General features: G+C 58.3%; 14 protein-coding genes and 1 tRNA gene. 10 read left to right on the plus strand and 5 right to left on the minus strand.

Annotated elements, in window-relative coordinates; translation table 11 throughout:
- Positions 1 to 96 precede the first annotated feature (96 nt).
- Entirely contained in the window at positions 97 to 999 is a 903-nt protein-coding gene (gene rsmI / locus FAZ97_RS00610; protein ID WP_158756710.1) for a 16S rRNA (cytidine(1402)-2'-O)-methyltransferase, read from the minus strand.
- Here rsmI and FAZ97_RS00615 point away from each other — a divergent pair.
- The 6 genes from FAZ97_RS00615 to FAZ97_RS00640 all read left to right on the plus strand — a co-directional run bounded on the left by FAZ97_RS00615 (position 998) and on the right by FAZ97_RS00640 (position 4,900).
- The gene (locus FAZ97_RS00615) at positions 998 to 1,513 is read left to right on the plus strand and encodes a YraN family protein (RefSeq protein ID WP_158756711.1); all 516 of its coding nucleotides are present in this window, start codon (positions 998 to 1,000) and stop codon (positions 1,511 to 1,513) included. The two genes, rsmI and FAZ97_RS00615, sit on opposite strands and share 2 nt — an antisense overlap.
- Positions 1,514 to 1,627: 114 nt before the next feature.
- Complete coding sequence (locus tag FAZ97_RS00620) at positions 1,628 to 2,215, plus strand: phosphoheptose isomerase (protein WP_158756712.1); 588 nt, start codon at positions 1,628 to 1,630, stop codon at positions 2,213 to 2,215.
- Positions 2,216 to 2,243: 28 nt separating this feature from the next.
- Positions 2,244 to 3,026: a BON domain-containing protein gene (locus tag FAZ97_RS00625; RefSeq protein WP_158756713.1), complete on the plus strand. Its 783-nt coding sequence runs from the start codon at positions 2,244 to 2,246 to the stop codon at positions 3,024 to 3,026.
- Entirely contained in the window at positions 3,026 to 3,376 is a 351-nt protein-coding gene (locus FAZ97_RS00630; protein WP_158756714.1) for a c-type cytochrome, read from the plus strand. Before FAZ97_RS00625 ends, FAZ97_RS00630 begins: the two co-directional genes overlap by 1 nt.
- Positions 3,377 to 3,444: 68 nt before the next feature.
- Positions 3,445 to 3,520: transfer RNA gene (locus FAZ97_RS00635), tRNA-Ala, on the plus strand.
- A 174-nt stretch (positions 3,521 to 3,694) separates the two neighbouring features.
- Complete coding sequence (locus FAZ97_RS00640) at positions 3,695 to 4,900, plus strand: tyrosine-type recombinase/integrase (protein ID WP_158756715.1); 1,206 nt, start codon at positions 3,695 to 3,697, stop codon at positions 4,898 to 4,900.
- Between the two features lie 132 nt (positions 4,901 to 5,032).
- On the opposite strand, the gene FAZ97_RS00645 is transcribed toward FAZ97_RS00640, so the two are convergent.
- Together FAZ97_RS00645 and FAZ97_RS00650 are read right to left on the minus strand one after the other, a co-directional pair.
- Positions 5,033 to 5,680 carry a hypothetical protein gene (locus FAZ97_RS00645; protein ID WP_158756716.1) on the minus strand — a complete coding sequence of 216 codons (648 nt, stop codon included), beginning with the start codon at positions 5,678 to 5,680 and terminating at the stop codon, positions 5,033 to 5,035.
- 54 nt (positions 5,681 to 5,734) lie between these two features.
- Entirely contained in the window at positions 5,735 to 5,986 is a 252-nt protein-coding gene (locus tag FAZ97_RS00650) for a hypothetical protein (protein ID WP_158756717.1), read from the minus strand.
- A gap of 378 nt (positions 5,987 to 6,364) precedes the next feature.
- On the opposite strand from FAZ97_RS00650, the gene dcm reads away from it, so the two are divergent.
- Genes dcm through FAZ97_RS00670 form a run of 4 tightly spaced genes read left to right on the plus strand, consistent with a single transcriptional unit; the run spans position 6,365 to position 12,542 of the window.
- Positions 6,365 to 7,714 (plus strand): DNA (cytosine-5-)-methyltransferase, encoded by a 1,350-nt coding sequence (gene dcm, locus FAZ97_RS00655; protein ID WP_158756718.1) that lies wholly within the window; start codon positions 6,365 to 6,367, stop codon positions 7,712 to 7,714.
- 59 nt (positions 7,715 to 7,773) lie between these two features.
- The gene (locus FAZ97_RS00660; RefSeq protein ID WP_233271599.1) at positions 7,774 to 9,339 is read left to right on the plus strand and encodes an ATP-binding protein; all 1,566 of its coding nucleotides are present in this window, start codon (positions 7,774 to 7,776) and stop codon (positions 9,337 to 9,339) included.
- The gene (locus FAZ97_RS00665) at positions 9,314 to 11,575 is read left to right on the plus strand and encodes a Z1 domain-containing protein (protein WP_158756720.1); all 2,262 of its coding nucleotides are present in this window, start codon (positions 9,314 to 9,316) and stop codon (positions 11,573 to 11,575) included. Before FAZ97_RS00660 ends, FAZ97_RS00665 begins: the two co-directional genes overlap by 26 nt.
- Before the next feature lies 1 nt (position 11,576).
- Entirely contained in the window at positions 11,577 to 12,542 is a 966-nt protein-coding gene (locus tag FAZ97_RS00670) for a PD-(D/E)XK motif protein (RefSeq protein ID WP_158756721.1), read from the plus strand.
- 207 nt (positions 12,543 to 12,749) lie between these two features.
- On the opposite strand, the gene FAZ97_RS00675 is transcribed toward FAZ97_RS00670, so the two are convergent.
- Positions 12,750 to 13,580: a hypothetical protein gene (locus FAZ97_RS00675; protein WP_158756722.1), complete on the minus strand. Its 831-nt coding sequence runs from the start codon at positions 13,578 to 13,580 to the stop codon at positions 12,750 to 12,752.
- A 608-nt stretch (positions 13,581 to 14,188) separates the two neighbouring features.
- Positions 14,189 to 15,202 carry a DUF4917 family protein gene (locus FAZ97_RS00680; protein ID WP_158756723.1) on the minus strand — a complete coding sequence of 338 codons (1,014 nt, stop codon included), beginning with the start codon at positions 15,200 to 15,202 and terminating at the stop codon, positions 14,189 to 14,191.
- Positions 15,203 to 15,583: the final 381 nt, after the last annotated feature.

Consider the following 15,583-nt stretch of genomic DNA (forward strand, 5'->3'; position numbering starts at 1 on the left):
TGGATGCATATACGAAGGGCCGCCTGATTGATTCAGGCGGCCCTTCGGTTTTTCTGGCTCGTGTTTCTCTGCTGTTGGCCGTTATCGGCTGGCAGCTCAGTCGTCAGCTTCTTCCTCGTGTTCTCCCTTCAACTCTAGCGCTCGCGCGTAGAGCGCATTGCGCGACGCGCCTGTGAGCGCCGCCGCGATCTTTGCCGCGCCCTTCACCGGCACTTCCTGAAGCAGCACGCGCAAGAGCGCGTCGTGATCGGCTTCGCCTTGCGCTTCCTCGCTCGCGCCTTCCACCACCAGGACGAATTCGCCGCGCTGACGGTTTGCATCCGCAGCGAGCCACGTTGGCGCTTCGGCCAGGGTGCCGCTCCAGAGCGACTCGTGTAACTTCGTTAATTCGCGGGCGATGAGGATACGGCGCGCGGGACCGAACGCATCGGCGAGTGACTGCACGGTTTCGACGATGCGATGCGGGGCTTCGTAAAACACCATCGCGTGCATATGCGTGGCGAGCGGCTGCAATGAGGCTGCGCGCTGCTTGGGCTTGGGCGGCAGAAAACCGAGGAACGTGAACGTCGACACCCAGTCGCCCGCAGCGGAAAGCGCCGTCGCGAGCGCGCTGGCGCCGGGCAGCGGCACGACGTTCAGGCCGGCGGCGCGCACGGCGTCCACGAGCTTGGCGCCTGGGTCGGAAATGCCGGGCGTGCCCGCGTCGGAAACGCAGGCCACGCGTTCGCCCGCGCGCAGAAACTCGACCACGCGTTGCGCCGCCTCGCGCTCGTTGTGCTCGTGCACGGCGACGAGCGGCTTCGAAATGCCGTAGCGCGCGAGGAGCTGGCCGGTGTTGCGCGTGTCTTCGGCGGCGATGCGATCGACGAGACCGAGCACGTGCAGCGCGCGCAAGGTGATGTCGGCGACATTGCCGATGGGCGTTGCCACGACGTACAGCGTGGCGGCCGGATGCTGCTGGGCCTGTGCGAGTTCGAAGGGGGACGAGAGGGACGTCATGACACGGAACGCGCGAATGCAGGAAAAGAGGCCGACATTGTGCCACGCGGACGCGAGTGCGCCCGAGGGAAGCGGCGCAAGCGAACGGGCACGCGCAGACAACTTTTGTGCGCGAGCGCAGTCGAATGCCAAACGCCGCGCGACAGGAGCGCGTTTCGAAGCGCATGCACTAGCGTTTTTGCGGCGCGAGCGTTTGGAGCTGGTCGCGCGCAACGTGCATTGTCGAGGCGGCGAACTCGATCTCGTGATGCGCGAGCGAGACGGCACGTTGGTTTTCGTGGAAGTGCGCGCACGTGCGCGGCCGGAATTCGGCGGCGCGGCTGCCAGTGTGGGTTGGCGCAAACAGCAGCGTGTGCTGCGTGCGGCGCGATACTTCCTGGCGACGTGGCGAGCTGCCGATGCAGGCGATGAAGTGCGAACGCCGCCCGCGTGCCGCTTCGACGTGATCGCGTTCGAGAGCGGCCGGCTCGTGTGGCTGCGCGACGCGTTTCATGCGGAAGCCCACGACAGCTAAAACTTGGGCCGATAAAAAGAAGGGTGAAAATGAACGCCCTCGAGTGCGCTAAACTTGCGGCACGCCGCAATATGCGGAAATTTTGCGATACCCGCAGTACAGATTAGAGAGTCGATGTCCGTCGAACGCATTCAACAGCACTTCCGCGATAGCGCAGCCATTACGCTCGCGGCCATGGAAACCCTTGCGGTCCCAATTGCCGCCGCGGTCGATACGATGTTCGCCGCGCTCGCGAACAGCAACAAGATCCTCGCATGCGGCAATGGCGGTTCTGCCGCCAACGCCCAGCAACTCGCCGCCGAACTGATCGGCCGGTTCGAGCGCGAACGCCCGGGCCTGCCCGCGCTTGCGCTGACCACCGACGCCTCGGTGCTCACCGCCGTTGCCAACGACTACGCGTACGAGCAGGTATTCGCGAAGCAGGTGCGCGCGCTTGGCCAGCCGGGCGATGTGCTGCTCGCCATCACGACTTCGGGCAACTCGGTGAACGTGCTGGCGGCCATTCAGGAAGCGCACGAACGCGAAATGGTCGTGATCGCGCTGACCGGCAAGGGCGGCGGCGACGTGAACAGCGTGGTTGCCGATACCGACATTCAGCTGTGCGTGCCGAGCGACCGGACGGCGCGGATTCAGGAAGTGCACCAGTTAATACTTCATTGCCTGTGCGATGGCATCGACGCGATGCTGCTGGGCGAAGACTGACACCGTAAGACGAAGAGAGGGGAAGTTGATGAGCAGATACGGCATGACGCGCGCGCTGGCACGGACCACGCTGACGATCGGCTTCGCAGCCTCGCTCTGCGCAAGCCTGCAGGGCTGCTTCCTGGCGCTGGCGGGCGCGGCGGGCGGCACGGCGCTGGTGGCAACCGACCGACGTACGGTGGGCTCGCAAACCGAGGACCGTGAGATCCAGGTGAAGGCGCTGGCCGATCTCGGCAAGCAGCTGCCCGATACGGCGCACGTGAACGTGGCGGTGTTCAACCAGCGCGTGCTGCTCACGGGTGAGGTGCCCGACGACGCTTCGAAGCAGAAGGCCGAGGGCATTGTGCGCGCCGTGACGAATGTGGGTTCGATCGTCAACGAACTGGCGGTGCAGCCGGCTAGCTCGTTCTCGTCGCGCGCGAATGATTCGTACCTTGAAGGACGCGTGAAGGCGGAGCTGATTGCGTATAAGGACATCTCCGCGAACAACTTCAAGGTGGTGAGCGAGCGCGGCACGGTCTATCTGATGGGGCTCGTTACGCCCGATGAAGGCAATATCGCCGCCAACGCGACCGCTGGCGTGATGGGCGTGACGCAGGTCGTGAAGTGTTATCAGTACATCGATGCGCAGCAGGCCGCGGTGGCGACGGCGGCTGCGGCCAGTGCGCCGGCGGCGGCGCCTGCTGCCGAGGCGCCGATGGTGGGGGCGGTGCCGGACTCGGGTGTGACCTCGCAGCCTATTGAGCACCAGGCGCCCGCGCCGGTGACGAATTCTTCGGCTACGCGGCCGGGGAATGCGGGGGCTTTGTGATGGGGCGGTTTGTCGGTGGTTTTGTTGCGGCGGCGGTGGTTGCTGGGGTCGGGTTTGGAATCGCTTCGCCGGCGTTTGCTGCTGTTGCCTCGGATGGGTTGAGGGTGGCTCAGGCTAATGCTTGCATGGGCTGCCATGCGGTGGATCGCAAGCTTGTCGGGCCTTCGTTTAAGGACGTCGCTGCGAAATACAAGGGCGACGCTGCGGCCCAGGCCAAGCTGGAGAAGAAGGTGCGCGACGGTGGAGCTGGGGTTTGGGGGGCTATCCCCATGCCCTCTCATCCTGGGATGAGCGCTGCCGATGTTCAGTCCGTCGTGGCTTGGGTGCTTGCTGGAGCGCCGTCGAAGTGAGGTTTGCTTGGGGTCAAATTTGACGCTTGGCAAAACTGATTTTGTGTGGGTAGAATCGGTAGTTCGTTGGGGCGGTAGCTCAGCTGGGAGAGCGTCGCGTTCGCAATGCGAAGGTCGGGAGTTCGATCCTCCTCCGCTCCACCAAGAATATATCCGAGCAGTTTTGGGAAGGTACGCAAACCCCGCAGCCAGTAAGGCTTGCGGGGTTTTTTGTTTGTGCTTCAGTCCGGTTCTATCCGGTCACATACGGGGGCACTAGGGGGCACTTTAGGGGGCACTTCAGATGTCTTGCTCATTGATGCCCCCACGGAGAACATAATGCCCCTTACCGACATCGAGATCAGAAACGCTCGCCCACGCGAGAAGGCCTACCGCTTGGCGGATGGCGCAGGTATGTACCTTGAAGTGTCTTCGGCGGGTGGAAAGTACTGGAGACTCAAATACCGATTTAACGGAAAAGAAAAACGCTTGGCCTTAGGTGTCTATCCGGAGGTCAGCGCGAAAGAGGCAAGGTCGCGTCGTGACGAAGCCCGGCGGCTGCTCGATAGGGGAATTGACCCTAGTTTTGAGCGGAAGGTGCAGAAGGCTTCAGGTGTTGAGCGTGCCGCTAACAGCTTCGAGACGGTTGCCCGCGAATGGTTTGCAAGGCAAGCGCCGATTTGGGCGGCTAGCCATGCCGACAAGATAATCGCGCGCCTTGAAAATGACGTATTTCCTTGGCTAGGCTCTAGGCCAATTGCTGAAATCAAGGCGCCTGAAGTACTGGCGATCCTGCGCAGAGTCGAAGAGCGCGGTGCCCTGGATACAGCCCATCGAGTTCATCAGAACTGCGGGCAGGTCTTTCGCTACGCTGTCGCGACCGGGCGGGCGGAGCGCGATGTCAGTGCAGACTTGAGAGGGGCCCTTCCTCCGGCTCGTCACACCCATTTTGCATCAGTAACAGAACCATCCGAAGTGGCGGGTCTTTTGCGCGCACTGGATGCCTTTCAAGGGACTTTTATCGTCCAGTGTGCACTGCGGCTGGCTCCGCTACTGTTCGTAAGACCTGGCGAATTGCGAATGGCAAGATGGGAGCAGTTCGATCTAGAAAGGGCGCAGTGGTGCTATACGGTCACCAAGACCAAAACAGAGCACTTGGTGCCGCTTGCCCGTCAGGCGGTGACCATACTGCGCGAACTTCAAGCGTTGACGGGGCGGCGAGATTTCGTTTTCCCTGGACGCGATGCAAAAAAACCGATGAGCGGGGCTGCGATCAATGCGGCCCTCAGGCGGATGGGATTCGATACTAAGACGGAAATAACCGGACATGGCTTTCGGGCTATGGCTCGTACGATCCTTCATGAGCGCCTACGCTTTCCTAGCGAGGTCATTGAGCACCAACTCGCGCACAAGGTGCCCGATGCACTAGGTACGGCTTATAACCGAACAAAGTTTATCGACGATCGCGTAGCAATGATGCAGCGATGGGCTGACTATCTGGACGAGTTAAAAGGCTGCGGACCGGGGCCGGATAATCAATATTAGGGTGGTCAGTCACGCGACGGAGTCATTCAACGTTAAGGTCGATAGGTCTGTCGACGATAGACGCCAAGTCGCCGGGTTTGGGGGGGCGCTCATGTCGTCCAGCTTGGGCCGCACCATGCGGATAGAGGTCTCCTAGGCGTTGACCTTGTGGTAACGACTCATCAGCTTACCCAGTACTTTCTTGCTGAAGTCCGGGGTATGCGTGCGCAGCCGCTTGCCTGATGCAGGTCTGCCCACGAATGACACCACGTCGCCGGGCATGAGGGTGTTGACCATCGTATCCAGCGAGGGCCACCCGAAGTCGATCAGCGTTTCCTTCGCGTTGATCTTGTGATACTCGTTCAGGACCATCAGCGGGGCTTCGTTCCCGAGGTCCATGATCTGCATGCGCAGCTTCTGGCGCGTGGTCGCGTCGAGGCACAGCCTCATCCGCGCGAGGGCGGCGTCCACCGCCTTCGGGTCTTTCGCCAGAATCCCTTGTGACTCGATGTTCGCGCTGTCGATCTGGCCGTAGACGAACCGGTTGTCCAGCAGGTCGAGATAATACTTGGACGGCTCCGGTGTCGGAACGTCCTTCAATTCGGGGAACTTCGAGATGAGGGTTTCAATGGCGGGCAGCTTCTTGTACGAGTTGACGTGGTGGTTGACCCACCCGAACACTTCCATCTCGTAATCGCCGTTGAACAGGACATCCGACAGTTTCGCCTTGTGCCACAGAAGAGGATTCTTGTCCTCACACAGGCGTCGAACGGCCTTCAACCCCAGTTGAAAAGTTGACATGCTTATACCCAATGGTCCGTATAGGAAAGCCCCGGCCTCTGTGTGCCGGGTGCCTTAGACGATTCTGTAGTGGCCGCGAATGTGCTCGGCGAACACCTTGCCGAACGACTGGGCCATGCCTGCCATGTCTTCGATGAACATGACGGTGGGGCGGTTGCGCGCGTGGCGGTCAAGCAGGATGTCGTACAGCGCCTGCACTTCCCACGCCGGGATGCCCTTGGTCGCGCCGCCGTGCGCCACGTAGGCGTTCGGGATCATCAGCACGGTCGGGTCCGGCATCTCGTCCGCCTTGGCGAGCTTGAGCACGGTGTTCAGCGAGTCGTCGAAGCGACTGCGCTACCACTGTAGTCGTATTCGTCAAAAGAAATTTCACGAGCGTCGAAACGAATGGCACGTACGCGGCGATGGCGAACGGGCACGTGTTCACCTTGCAATCAATTGCAAAATGCCAGTCGGCGCTCGGTGCAATTGATTGCAAGACAGTGGCGCCGTGAATGGCGGGTCAGGTCACCTTGGCGACACCCGTTGACTTGGGCAGCTACAATACTGTATATACGTACACACCTCCCTTTGCTCGGATCAATGCCTAGATGGTTACAGACCGACGTTTCATTGGGGAGAGCCAGCGGGGTGGCGTTTAAGTGTCATCGCTACTCGAAGAACGAATAACGACGCGCGGCAGACATGCAAGCATTCCGATTTATTGATCTCTTTGCCGGCCTGGGTGGCTTCCATCTGGCGCTCGCTCGCATGGGCGGCCAGTGCGTATTCGCCGCTGAGTGGAAAGAACACCTGCGCGAACTCTACGAGACCAACCACGGGCTAAAGCCTGCCGGCGATATCACTCAAGTCCACCCTTGGGATGTTCCGGACCACGACGTCCTTACGGCGGGCTTTCCTTGTCAGCCCTTCTCCAAGGCGGGGGAGCAGCTTGGCTTCGAGTGCACGGAGCAGGGTAACTTGTTCTTTAACGTCGCCGCGATTCTCAAGGAAAAAAAGCCGACCTTCTTCATCCTCGAGAACGTGCCGAACCTGCTCAAGCACGACAAGGGCCGCACGTGGGAGGAAATCCAAAAGATTCTGGGCACCGGCGAAGGCGGTCTTGGCTACAACATTCGTGCCCAGCGACTGTCGCCTCACCATTTCGGCATCCCGCAGATTCGCGAGCGCGTGTACATCGTGGGCTCTTTGTTGCCCCTCGACGGCTTCGTTTGGCCGGAGATCAACAACACAGAGACCAATATTGATACCGTGCTCGACAACAAGCCCTCTGACGCGAAGCAACTGTCAGCGCAGGTTAAGGAGTGCCTTGAAGTCTGGGATGAGTTTCTGAAGGCTTCCCCGAAAGATGTGGAGTTGCCGTCGTTCCCTTTGTGGTCGATGGAGTGGGGCGCGACCTATCCGTATGAGACGACTACACCGCATGCGCTGAAGAAGTTGTACGGTATGGATGGCCTGAAGGGCTTTAAGGGCAGTCATGGCGTCAAGGTTGGCACATTGAAATCGCTTGACGGACGTTGGAACGCTTTGCCCAGTCACGCGCGAACAGCGGATAAGGCCTTCCCGAAGTGGAAGCAGGATTTCATTCGACAGAATCGCCAGTTCTACGAAGACAACAAGTCGTGGATTGATCCCTGGCTGCCCAAGGTTCTGAAATTCCCGTCGAGTCTGCAGAAATTCGAATGGAACGTTAAAGGCGGCAAGCGTAATATCTGGGATTACGTCATACAATTTCGTGCATCGGGTGTGCGCGTCAAGCGGCGCACCACCGCTCCGAGTCTGATTGCGATGACGGACACGCAGGTGCCCATCATCGGTTGGCAGAGGCGATATATGACCCCGGTCGAATGTGCACGCCTGCAAAGCCTGGATAGTCTCAAAGAGCTCCCCAAGAGCGCAAGCCGGGCCTTCGCAGCGTTGGGCAATGCCGTGAACTCCAATGTCGTGGAGACGGTGGCGCGGGCGCTTTTGGCGGTTCAGCCGGCACCTAAAGGCAGCGATAAACGCCGCCAGTCTGAGGCGGTCGCAGTCTAATGGGATCGGTGCCTGGCGCTCAACTCATCGGGCCGATTGAAATTCGGCCTGAGGTCACGATGCTTTCGGTGCTCCGGCACCTGAACTACAAGGCCTGGTTTGCTATCGCGGAATTCATCGACAACGCGCTGCAGAGTTACCTGGCTAACCGCGAGGCTCTAGAGGCTATAAACGGCCCCGATTTCCGCCTCGAGGTAGATGTTCGTATCGACACCAACGGTCCCGGCCTCATCGTCGTTTCCGACAACGCCGCGGGTATCTCCACTGCGGACTTCCCCCGAGCTTTCCGAGCTGCACAGGTGCCAACGGACCGGACTGGCTTGTCGGAGTTCGGCATGGGCATGAAGAGTGCAGCCTGCTGGTTTGCCGAGAGGTGGAGCGTTCGCACTAAGGCCGCCGGAGAGGAGCTCGAGCGAACGATTCATTTCGACATTCGCCACATCGTCGACAACAAGATCGAGAGCCTAAATACAGAGGCTCGCGACGTCGGCAGCCCTTCGGCTCACTATACCGTCGTCACTCTGCGCGGTCTGCATCACGTCCCCCAAGGTCGCACGCTCGGGAAAATCAAAGACCATTTGGCGAGCATCTACCGGATGTTCCTGAGAGATGGCCGGATGACGCTGAGGTTCAACAATGAGCAGCTAACGTATGCCTCGCCTCCCATCCTTAAGGCGCAAAAGTACATCGCGCCCGGCGTGCCGGCTCAGGGGGCTGACGCGAACCCCGTCGAATGGCGCAAGGATATCGCACTGGACTTTGGCAAAGGGCAGCGCGTGACCGGTTTTGCTGCATTGCGTGAAACAGGCTCGACTCCATTCGCCGGCTTCGCGCTTTTCCGGCGCGACCGCCTCATCGAAGGGAGTCACGACGAGACCTACCGTCCGAGCTTCATTTTCAAGCAGACTAACAGCTACCCTTATCAACGCCTGTTTGGTGAGTTGCACGTCGAAGGCTTCGAGGTCAGCCACACGAAGGACGGCTTCCGGTGGGAAGAGTACGAAGACGTTTTTCTTGAATTTCTGAAGGCGCAGTTGGAGGCTGGGCCATTGGACCTGCTGGCGCAGGCAGAGAATTACCGCGCGCTGCCTTCGAAGAAGAGTATCGAGGCAAGAGCTGCAGCGGCCACGGCCTCTGTGGTTGACTACATCGAAAAGGACGTCGCGCCGGTCCTCGTCGAAGCCAAGGAAAACCCGACTGATGCGTTGCCTTTGCCTCGGACGCTGGTTCCCAGTGCGCTGCAAGCATCTGAGCGTAGCGTGTGTGTCAATGACGGCCTCTGGGATTGGATCATCACGATCCGCACGACCGTGGACCCGGCGCGTGAGGACTGGGTGTCACTGGCCAAGCAGGACCCTCAGCCCGGCGATCTGGACGACACGCGACGACTGATCGTCGAACTCGCTCTTGCGCACCCGTTTTCTAGCGAATTTCTCGGAGCGCACAACGAGAATGTAGAGTTGTTTCTGCGAGTTGCCACGGCAATTTGCATCTCGTTGGTCCTTGCAGAGGACCACACGGCGGTCGCCCCTGAGGTAGTACTACACCATTTCAACCAGCTGATGCGTGGTGCGTTGAGTCATGCCGCGCTAAACAACGATGACCGCCTCAATCCAAGTGCTTAGAACGATCAAACCGCCCCTCCGTTGGGTGCCTGAGCAACGGGAATTCACGCGCTCTTTCCTTGAAAGCAAGTCTCGCGACCCTAACGGACCGAGCTATGACGACCTGACAGAAGGTCCAGAGTCGGTTCTACAGGAAGCGCAGCGAATTCTTGGGCGGTGTCTTCCGCCAACGGAGACGGGCAACGCTGAAACCGGCTTGGTCGTCGGGTACGTGCAGAGCGGCAAGACGCTGTCCTTCGAGACTGTCATTGCCTTGGCACGCGATAACGGGTATGGCGTCGTCATCGTACTGGCGGGCACGAAGAATAACCTTCTTGACCAATCGGAGGAGCGTCTCAAGAAGGACTTCGGCATTGACGACGGTGACGACCATTGGTATCACCTGCACAACCCGACATCGACGCAAAAGTCGCAGATAGAGACCAAAGTCGCCGCATGGCAGAGGAAGCCCACGAAGAAGGCCCTTCTCATCACGGTTCTCAAGCATGGCGGTTGGCTCGAGAAGCTTGCCACGGTGCTGAAGAGCGTTAAGTTGGAAGGCGTACCCAGCCTTATCATCGACGACGAGAGCGACCAAGCGAGCCTGAACACCAAGGCGGCTCGAATCAAAGCGGGACTGGCAGCAATTACCGACATTAGCACCACTTACAAGTCTATCTTGAAGCTGCGGGCGGTCTTACCCCATCACTCATACCTTCAGTACACCGCTACGCCGCAGGCAATGTTGCTGCTAGCGCAAACAGATTTCCTTAATCCGAACTTCGCCGAACTGGTCACGCCAGGAGATGCGTACACGGGCGGCAAGGAGTTCTTCAAGGGTGACCCTGGCCTAATCGTCGACATCCCGTTGACGCAGGTACCTACGCCGACGCGTGCCCTTACCAGTCCGCCGAAGACTCTGCTTGAGTCGTTTAGGTCGTTCTTGCTGGTGGCAGCGCATCATTCACTTACGCGCCAGCGAGGACCAAAGCCAAAGGACCGGAACCGTTCGATGATGGTCCATCCAGCGGTCGCCACTAGATCGCACAAACAGTATAAGGCGTGGCTCGACAAGGCACGGAAGACCCTCAAGGCGACATTGGAGCAACTCCACGCCAGCAATCCGGCCGCAGCCGAAGCGCTCTTCAAGAGTGAGTACGACTCTCTGGCCAAGACCTTCCCTGACATTCGACCGCTGTCCGAACTGGTCGCAGAACTTGTGGATGAGGTGTTCGACGAACTCGACATCGTCGAAATCAACGGCACAAAGGACGCTGAAGCGAAAGTCAAGTGGAAAACCACCCGCTATTGGGTACTCGTAGGTGGCGCAAAGCTCGACCGCGGATACACGGTTGAAGGACTGTGTACGACCTACATGCCGCGCCCGCTGGGAACTTCGCCCGCTGCAGATACGCTGCAGCAGCGAGCTCGATTTTTTGGTTACAAGGCGCCTTACCTCGGGCTGTGTCGTGTCTACGTTCAAGCGACCGTCAAAGCGGCTTTCACCGAATACATCGAGCATGAGGAGTTTGTCCGAAGCGCGCTGGCCGGCAACCGAGGCAAACCTCTCTCTGACTGGCGACGTGACTTCATTCTCACAGAACTCCTGAAGCCGACGCGGGCTAATGTCGTCGGCTTGGGTACACGCCGAATTCCTGTCAATGGCTGGCTCGTGCCGGATGCCCTGCAAAACGACGACAACGCGGCAGAGGCCAACCGAAAGCTCCTTGCGGTGGTGGTGCCGAAATGGACGCAGGCCTATGGGCAACCCGTCAATGCAGCTACGCTGCTCACAGGTATATCAAGTTCGCCGCACGATGTGATTGAGGCGGTGCCTTTGAGGGCGGTCCTTGAAGACTTTCTCCTCGAGGTGCGTGTTCGCAATGCAAGAGATGCTGAAGAGCACAGTGCGATGCTCATTGCGCTGGCCTCGATGCTCGCTGCCGACAGCACCCTCAAGGTCGACGTTTTTTTGATGAACCGGCTTCAAGAGGGCTATCGCACCCGAGTTGCCGGCCATGGGTTGCCGGCCGCTAATCGTTATGCGCCCATCAATCAGTACTTTAGCCAGAGTGCGGGTACGGTGAACGACAGCAAACACTGCTTCAAAGACCGCATCAGCCTACAGCTACGCAGGTTCAACTTGGGTAAACATCAGCGAGACCCGAGCACCGCCGACGTGAAGGACGTGACTTGGTTTGCCCTAAATGTGCCGTCGAAACTGCGCAAGGCGCTCCTAATTGAGGCGAGGAAGTGAGTTGAGCCTCATCACCACTTTCCGGGCGCTGCCGCCCGCGCCTTCGGCCGTTGACTTCACTGCCTTTCCGTTGCCGGGGGGGCGGACCGACTTCCTCGCGAAGGCCAGCGACGGCGGTCCGGTCTTCTTACTGCAAGATTCGAGTCCGACGATTTACTCGCCGGCCATCGAACTCAAGTACGTCTCCGTCCAGTTCCACAGCACGTGCCGTGTAACCACGGGCGGCGGTGCAATCGAGAACCAGTTCGCGGTCGTTTCCTGCGACGCCAGCGTTCCTGAACTTCATGAAGTGTTCATCCGATGTCTCGCAGCGGCCGTCGAACAGTTGCCCGTCGTGGCCGGCACTTCGGATCTTCAACATTGCGTACGGTCGCTCTTGGATCTTTTTCGCGCACTCAGTCGGCCGAGCAGCCGTGAGGTAACCGGCCTGTGGGCAGAGCTATTCATCATTGCCAAGAGCAAGAACGTAGCTCAGGCCCTGCGTGCGTGGCACGCCGACCAGTTCGAGCGGTTCGACTTCTCTTGGCCGTCGGGATGTCTCGAAGTGAAGGCTACGGCCAATGAATTGCGTCAGCACGAATTTGCGTTGGAGCAATTGCAGTCTCCGTTGGGTGGGTCAGGGTACGTCGCCTCCGTCCTGCTTCAAGCACAAGGTGGCGGCGTTGGCGTTATCGACCTGGGCAACGAAATTGAGGCCAGCGTCGCGACCGAGCCGGGCTTGCGTCAAAAGCTCTGGGAAAACGTCGCAGCGTCTCTCGGAGATGACTTCTCTGAGCGCTTGGACCGCACATTTGACGCTTCGTATGCCGCTCGCAATCTCGCGGTCTATGCGATGGGAGATATTCCGGCACTTCAGCAACCGAGCGACCCGCGCATTACCGCGGTGCGATTTCGAACTGACCTATCGACAGTGACGTCCTCGCTGGCAGGCAGTGCAAGAAGCGTCCTCGACACTCTGTTCATGTAATCTTTGCGGCCGCAGTTTGGGCGATCGTCGTCGCACCGTTCATGCCGGCGTCGTCGAGCAAAGAGCGGCGTGGCGCGACGTTGAACCGGGGACCACCGCCCCGACTCGTGGTACATCGCCGACCGATGGCGCAGACGTGACTGGTTTGCCTCGTGCCGCCTTTACCGTGGCTCAAGAAGGTTCAGTTGCCACAACTAAGAAGCTCGCCTATCGGTTGTCTGGAAACCAGAGCAACACGGCGCCAATATGCCTGAAGACAAATGAGGTTAGGTGCATGTATTGGCGCCAGACCCGCTGGGGACGCGCTTGGTTGTCTTGCGCGAGTTGTATGATTCTCGAAATATCGCTACGCCATTCTTCGTTGCGTTCACTCATTTGACTGAGGGAAGCGATGATCGCCTTTGTCGAACTTTCAAACGATGAGGATTTCTCCTCCAAAATCGTCTGCACCACACCCCGAAAGGAGTTCTTCGGGGACCGTTCCACTTCGCTGTGAAGCAGGAAAAAATTTGATTTCGCTGTAAAGGTAACGTGCTTGTGACTAGCGTGGACTCCGCGCACGTCCAGCAGTGGAGTCTCATCGAGAAGGGTTCCAGCGCGCGCCGATGTTTGCAGATCACTTTTGCTCAGGGTGGAATTCGTTGCGTAGTACGTTGGGTAGCCCTGATCGGCAAGCTCTTTCAGGCGGTCCCATTGATGATAGCCATCAACGAATTTTCCCTTGTCGTCCTTTGTGCTGTGCGGGATCTTAAACCTGAAATATTCTTCATTCCAGTCTGCCCATTCCTTAGCGCCCGAACTGGTAAGTTGCCCTGACAGTTTGTACTGGATGAAGAAATTGCACCCTTCATGATCCGGATTGGCAGGATGATCTGCCCACGGGAAGTGGAACGCGGAATCCCACCCGAGATCATGCTCATCAATCAATGACGGGACATGTGCAAAAATCCAGTCTCCCTCCGTTTCCCATACGTGGCGGATATACGCTGTATTTATCGACTGCTGAAGTTGTGCCTCTGAAAAATTCGGTTCGCGCATGGAATATTGGGTAGTTCGCAGTGGAGATGCCTGGATACCTTCGAGGTAGAGAGGCTCGTTTCGTGGCCAGGTCGCCAGGCTAGAGTGTTGGCGCAGCGTTCATTGCGTGTGAATTCTGGGGGCTCATAGCCTTCCGCCTGTATGGCGAACATGAACGGCCATTCGTGTGCAATGTATGTCGAAATTTTAAGCGACACTTACTGGCCATTCGGCAATCACCGGACCGGCGGGTGTCCAGTTCGTCCAGCCGGTGAACTGATTTTTGAACTACGCGGAGCGATTTGCAATCAATTGCAAATCGTGTCCTGTGCAACACGAAGCGCGGCACGTCGAGAGCGGCCGAACAAACGGTCCTGCTTCGACGGTGGGGCGTTCGTGCATGTAACGAGTCAAGGCCGCACAGCGCATTCAGCTATCTTTTGCCCATACAGGTTACGGCGAAACGTCGGGAAACAGTGGGTGCTCCCGCCGATTCCCGGGAGCCGGTTTAAGGGCTTTGGCTGAGAGCGCATAGGCGCTACTGACCGGAGCAGGGCAATTGCAACTGTCCACTTGCGGTCATCTGGGCTGCCACGCCCTTCATATCCAAACATGCTAACAAGAGTAAATCAGACGAAAGAAGTTGAGGAAACCGGATTGTTCCACGCACCGTCGCTATCCGAATGGAAGAAGCGTATGTCTTTGACTCCGAGATCCGAGAGAGCCCTATAGGCATGCTCACAGTACGCTTGCATGCCGTCGTAGACTGAAACTGCGATCCGTTCGGGCGTAGCCGCTCCTATCCGATCAAGGATGTGTTCCTCTTGCTTTGCGATGCCCCAACCATAAATGACCAGCGACTCACCCACCTCGCTCAGTGGACCACCGTACACGCTTCGAAGGTAGTCCGACTTCAAGATGGCGTCCAGCTTTTGCTTGGAGGTGCCGTCAGAGACAAAAATAGGAGAACGCGTTCCAGTGTCCCATGCGTCAATGATTGAGTTGAGCAAGTCTTGCGATCCCGCCACTAGCTTCCGCTCGTCGAGGGACGTCGTCATGCCGAGTGTAATATTGCCATGCGGATAGCAGAAGATGGTTGGGTTCTCGATGCCACTATAAGCTTCCCTGTACATCGCCCAGTCATCTGCGAAAACGCATTTGTTGAACCCATCCTTGAAGTGATATCTGCTACCTAGTTCATCGTTCCCGAACTGGGCTGCCCAGTAGACAATTAGATCGTAGTTTAATGAGATAACCGTACGGAACCGACGCATGAACTTGTAAATGTGCTCAAAGTGCTCCCTGGCGTCTTCATACGACACATGCACCTTCTGGACGGTCTTAATCAGGGCGCCACGTACCACCGCGTACGCCTCGTCAACCTCCTTCACGGCAATGCCCAATGCCGTATTGACCTGTTTAGCCTGCCAGAGTCGGCGAAGCACGAGTTCAAAATCATTCGTTTCGAATTTCGTGAAGACCTCCTGGACACTGGCGTCAATGAAGCGATGGACTTGCGCTGCTTCGAAAAGACCCGAGTATCCGAATTCTCCATGTACCGCGACGCTCGCTCCGTTTCCCAACAGCAACGTCTGAGAGAAGTCTTCCGCGATGTCTAGCCAATTGAAAATCTTGTGAGTCATGCAGTGAGCTCTTCCTGTTAACGCAATCCCAGTAACGGAATTGTAGCTTCTTGGTATCAATGGATGTGAGCGGTCACGCGGGACTTCGACTGAGACGTGACCGCATCGCCATCATCGATCATGCACCTTGCAATCAATTGCAAAATACTGTTCGATGCAGCACTCCAGCGATTCCACTGGCTTTGATGTGACGTTCGGCAATCTAACGACCGCGCGGGATATCGGTGCAGCGCTGTAAGGTCTACCGACGCTCTTTTGGCATGGATGCAAACGTCGAGGCAAACAACTTGCGGAGTAGCAACACATGATTGTGTGGATAGTGAGCCGATCGCCTACTGTCGATTGACAGCCGGCGCGCCGTTACCTAAGGTTGTTGATAAG

This window comes from Paraburkholderia acidiphila, assembly GCF_009789655.1.
GTDB classification, from domain to species: Bacteria; Pseudomonadota; Gammaproteobacteria; order Burkholderiales; family Burkholderiaceae; genus Paraburkholderia; species Paraburkholderia acidiphila.

Excerpts from the sequence above, each read along its gene's own strand:
- FAZ97_RS00675 (WP_158756722.1), bottom strand. The coding sequence starts at position 13,580 with ATGCGCGAACCGAATTTTTCAGAGGCACAACTTCAGCAGTCGATAAAT.
- FAZ97_RS00615 (WP_158756711.1), top strand. The coding sequence starts at position 998 with ATGACACGGAACGCGCGAATGCAGGAAAAGAGGCCGACATTGTGCCAC.
- FAZ97_RS00640 (WP_158756715.1), top strand. The coding sequence starts at position 3,695 with ATGCCCCTTACCGACATCGAGATCAGAAACGCTCGCCCACGCGAGAAG.
- FAZ97_RS00630 (WP_158756714.1), top strand. The coding sequence starts at position 3,026 with ATGGGGCGGTTTGTCGGTGGTTTTGTTGCGGCGGCGGTGGTTGCTGGG.
- FAZ97_RS00660 (WP_233271599.1), top strand. The coding sequence starts at position 7,774 with ATGCTTTCGGTGCTCCGGCACCTGAACTACAAGGCCTGGTTTGCTATC.
- rsmI (WP_158756710.1), bottom strand. The coding sequence starts at position 999 with ATGACGTCCCTCTCGTCCCCCTTCGAACTCGCACAGGCCCAGCAGCAT.
- FAZ97_RS00645 (WP_158756716.1), bottom strand. The coding sequence starts at position 5,680 with ATGTCAACTTTTCAACTGGGGTTGAAGGCCGTTCGACGCCTGTGTGAG.
- dcm (WP_158756718.1), top strand. The coding sequence starts at position 6,365 with ATGCAAGCATTCCGATTTATTGATCTCTTTGCCGGCCTGGGTGGCTTC.
- FAZ97_RS00680 (WP_158756723.1), bottom strand. The coding sequence starts at position 15,202 with ATGACTCACAAGATTTTCAATTGGCTAGACATCGCGGAAGACTTCTCT.
- FAZ97_RS00665 (WP_158756720.1), top strand. The coding sequence starts at position 9,314 with ATGACCGCCTCAATCCAAGTGCTTAGAACGATCAAACCGCCCCTCCGT.
- FAZ97_RS00625 (WP_158756713.1), top strand. The coding sequence starts at position 2,244 with ATGAGCAGATACGGCATGACGCGCGCGCTGGCACGGACCACGCTGACG.
- FAZ97_RS00620 (WP_158756712.1), top strand. The coding sequence starts at position 1,628 with ATGTCCGTCGAACGCATTCAACAGCACTTCCGCGATAGCGCAGCCATT.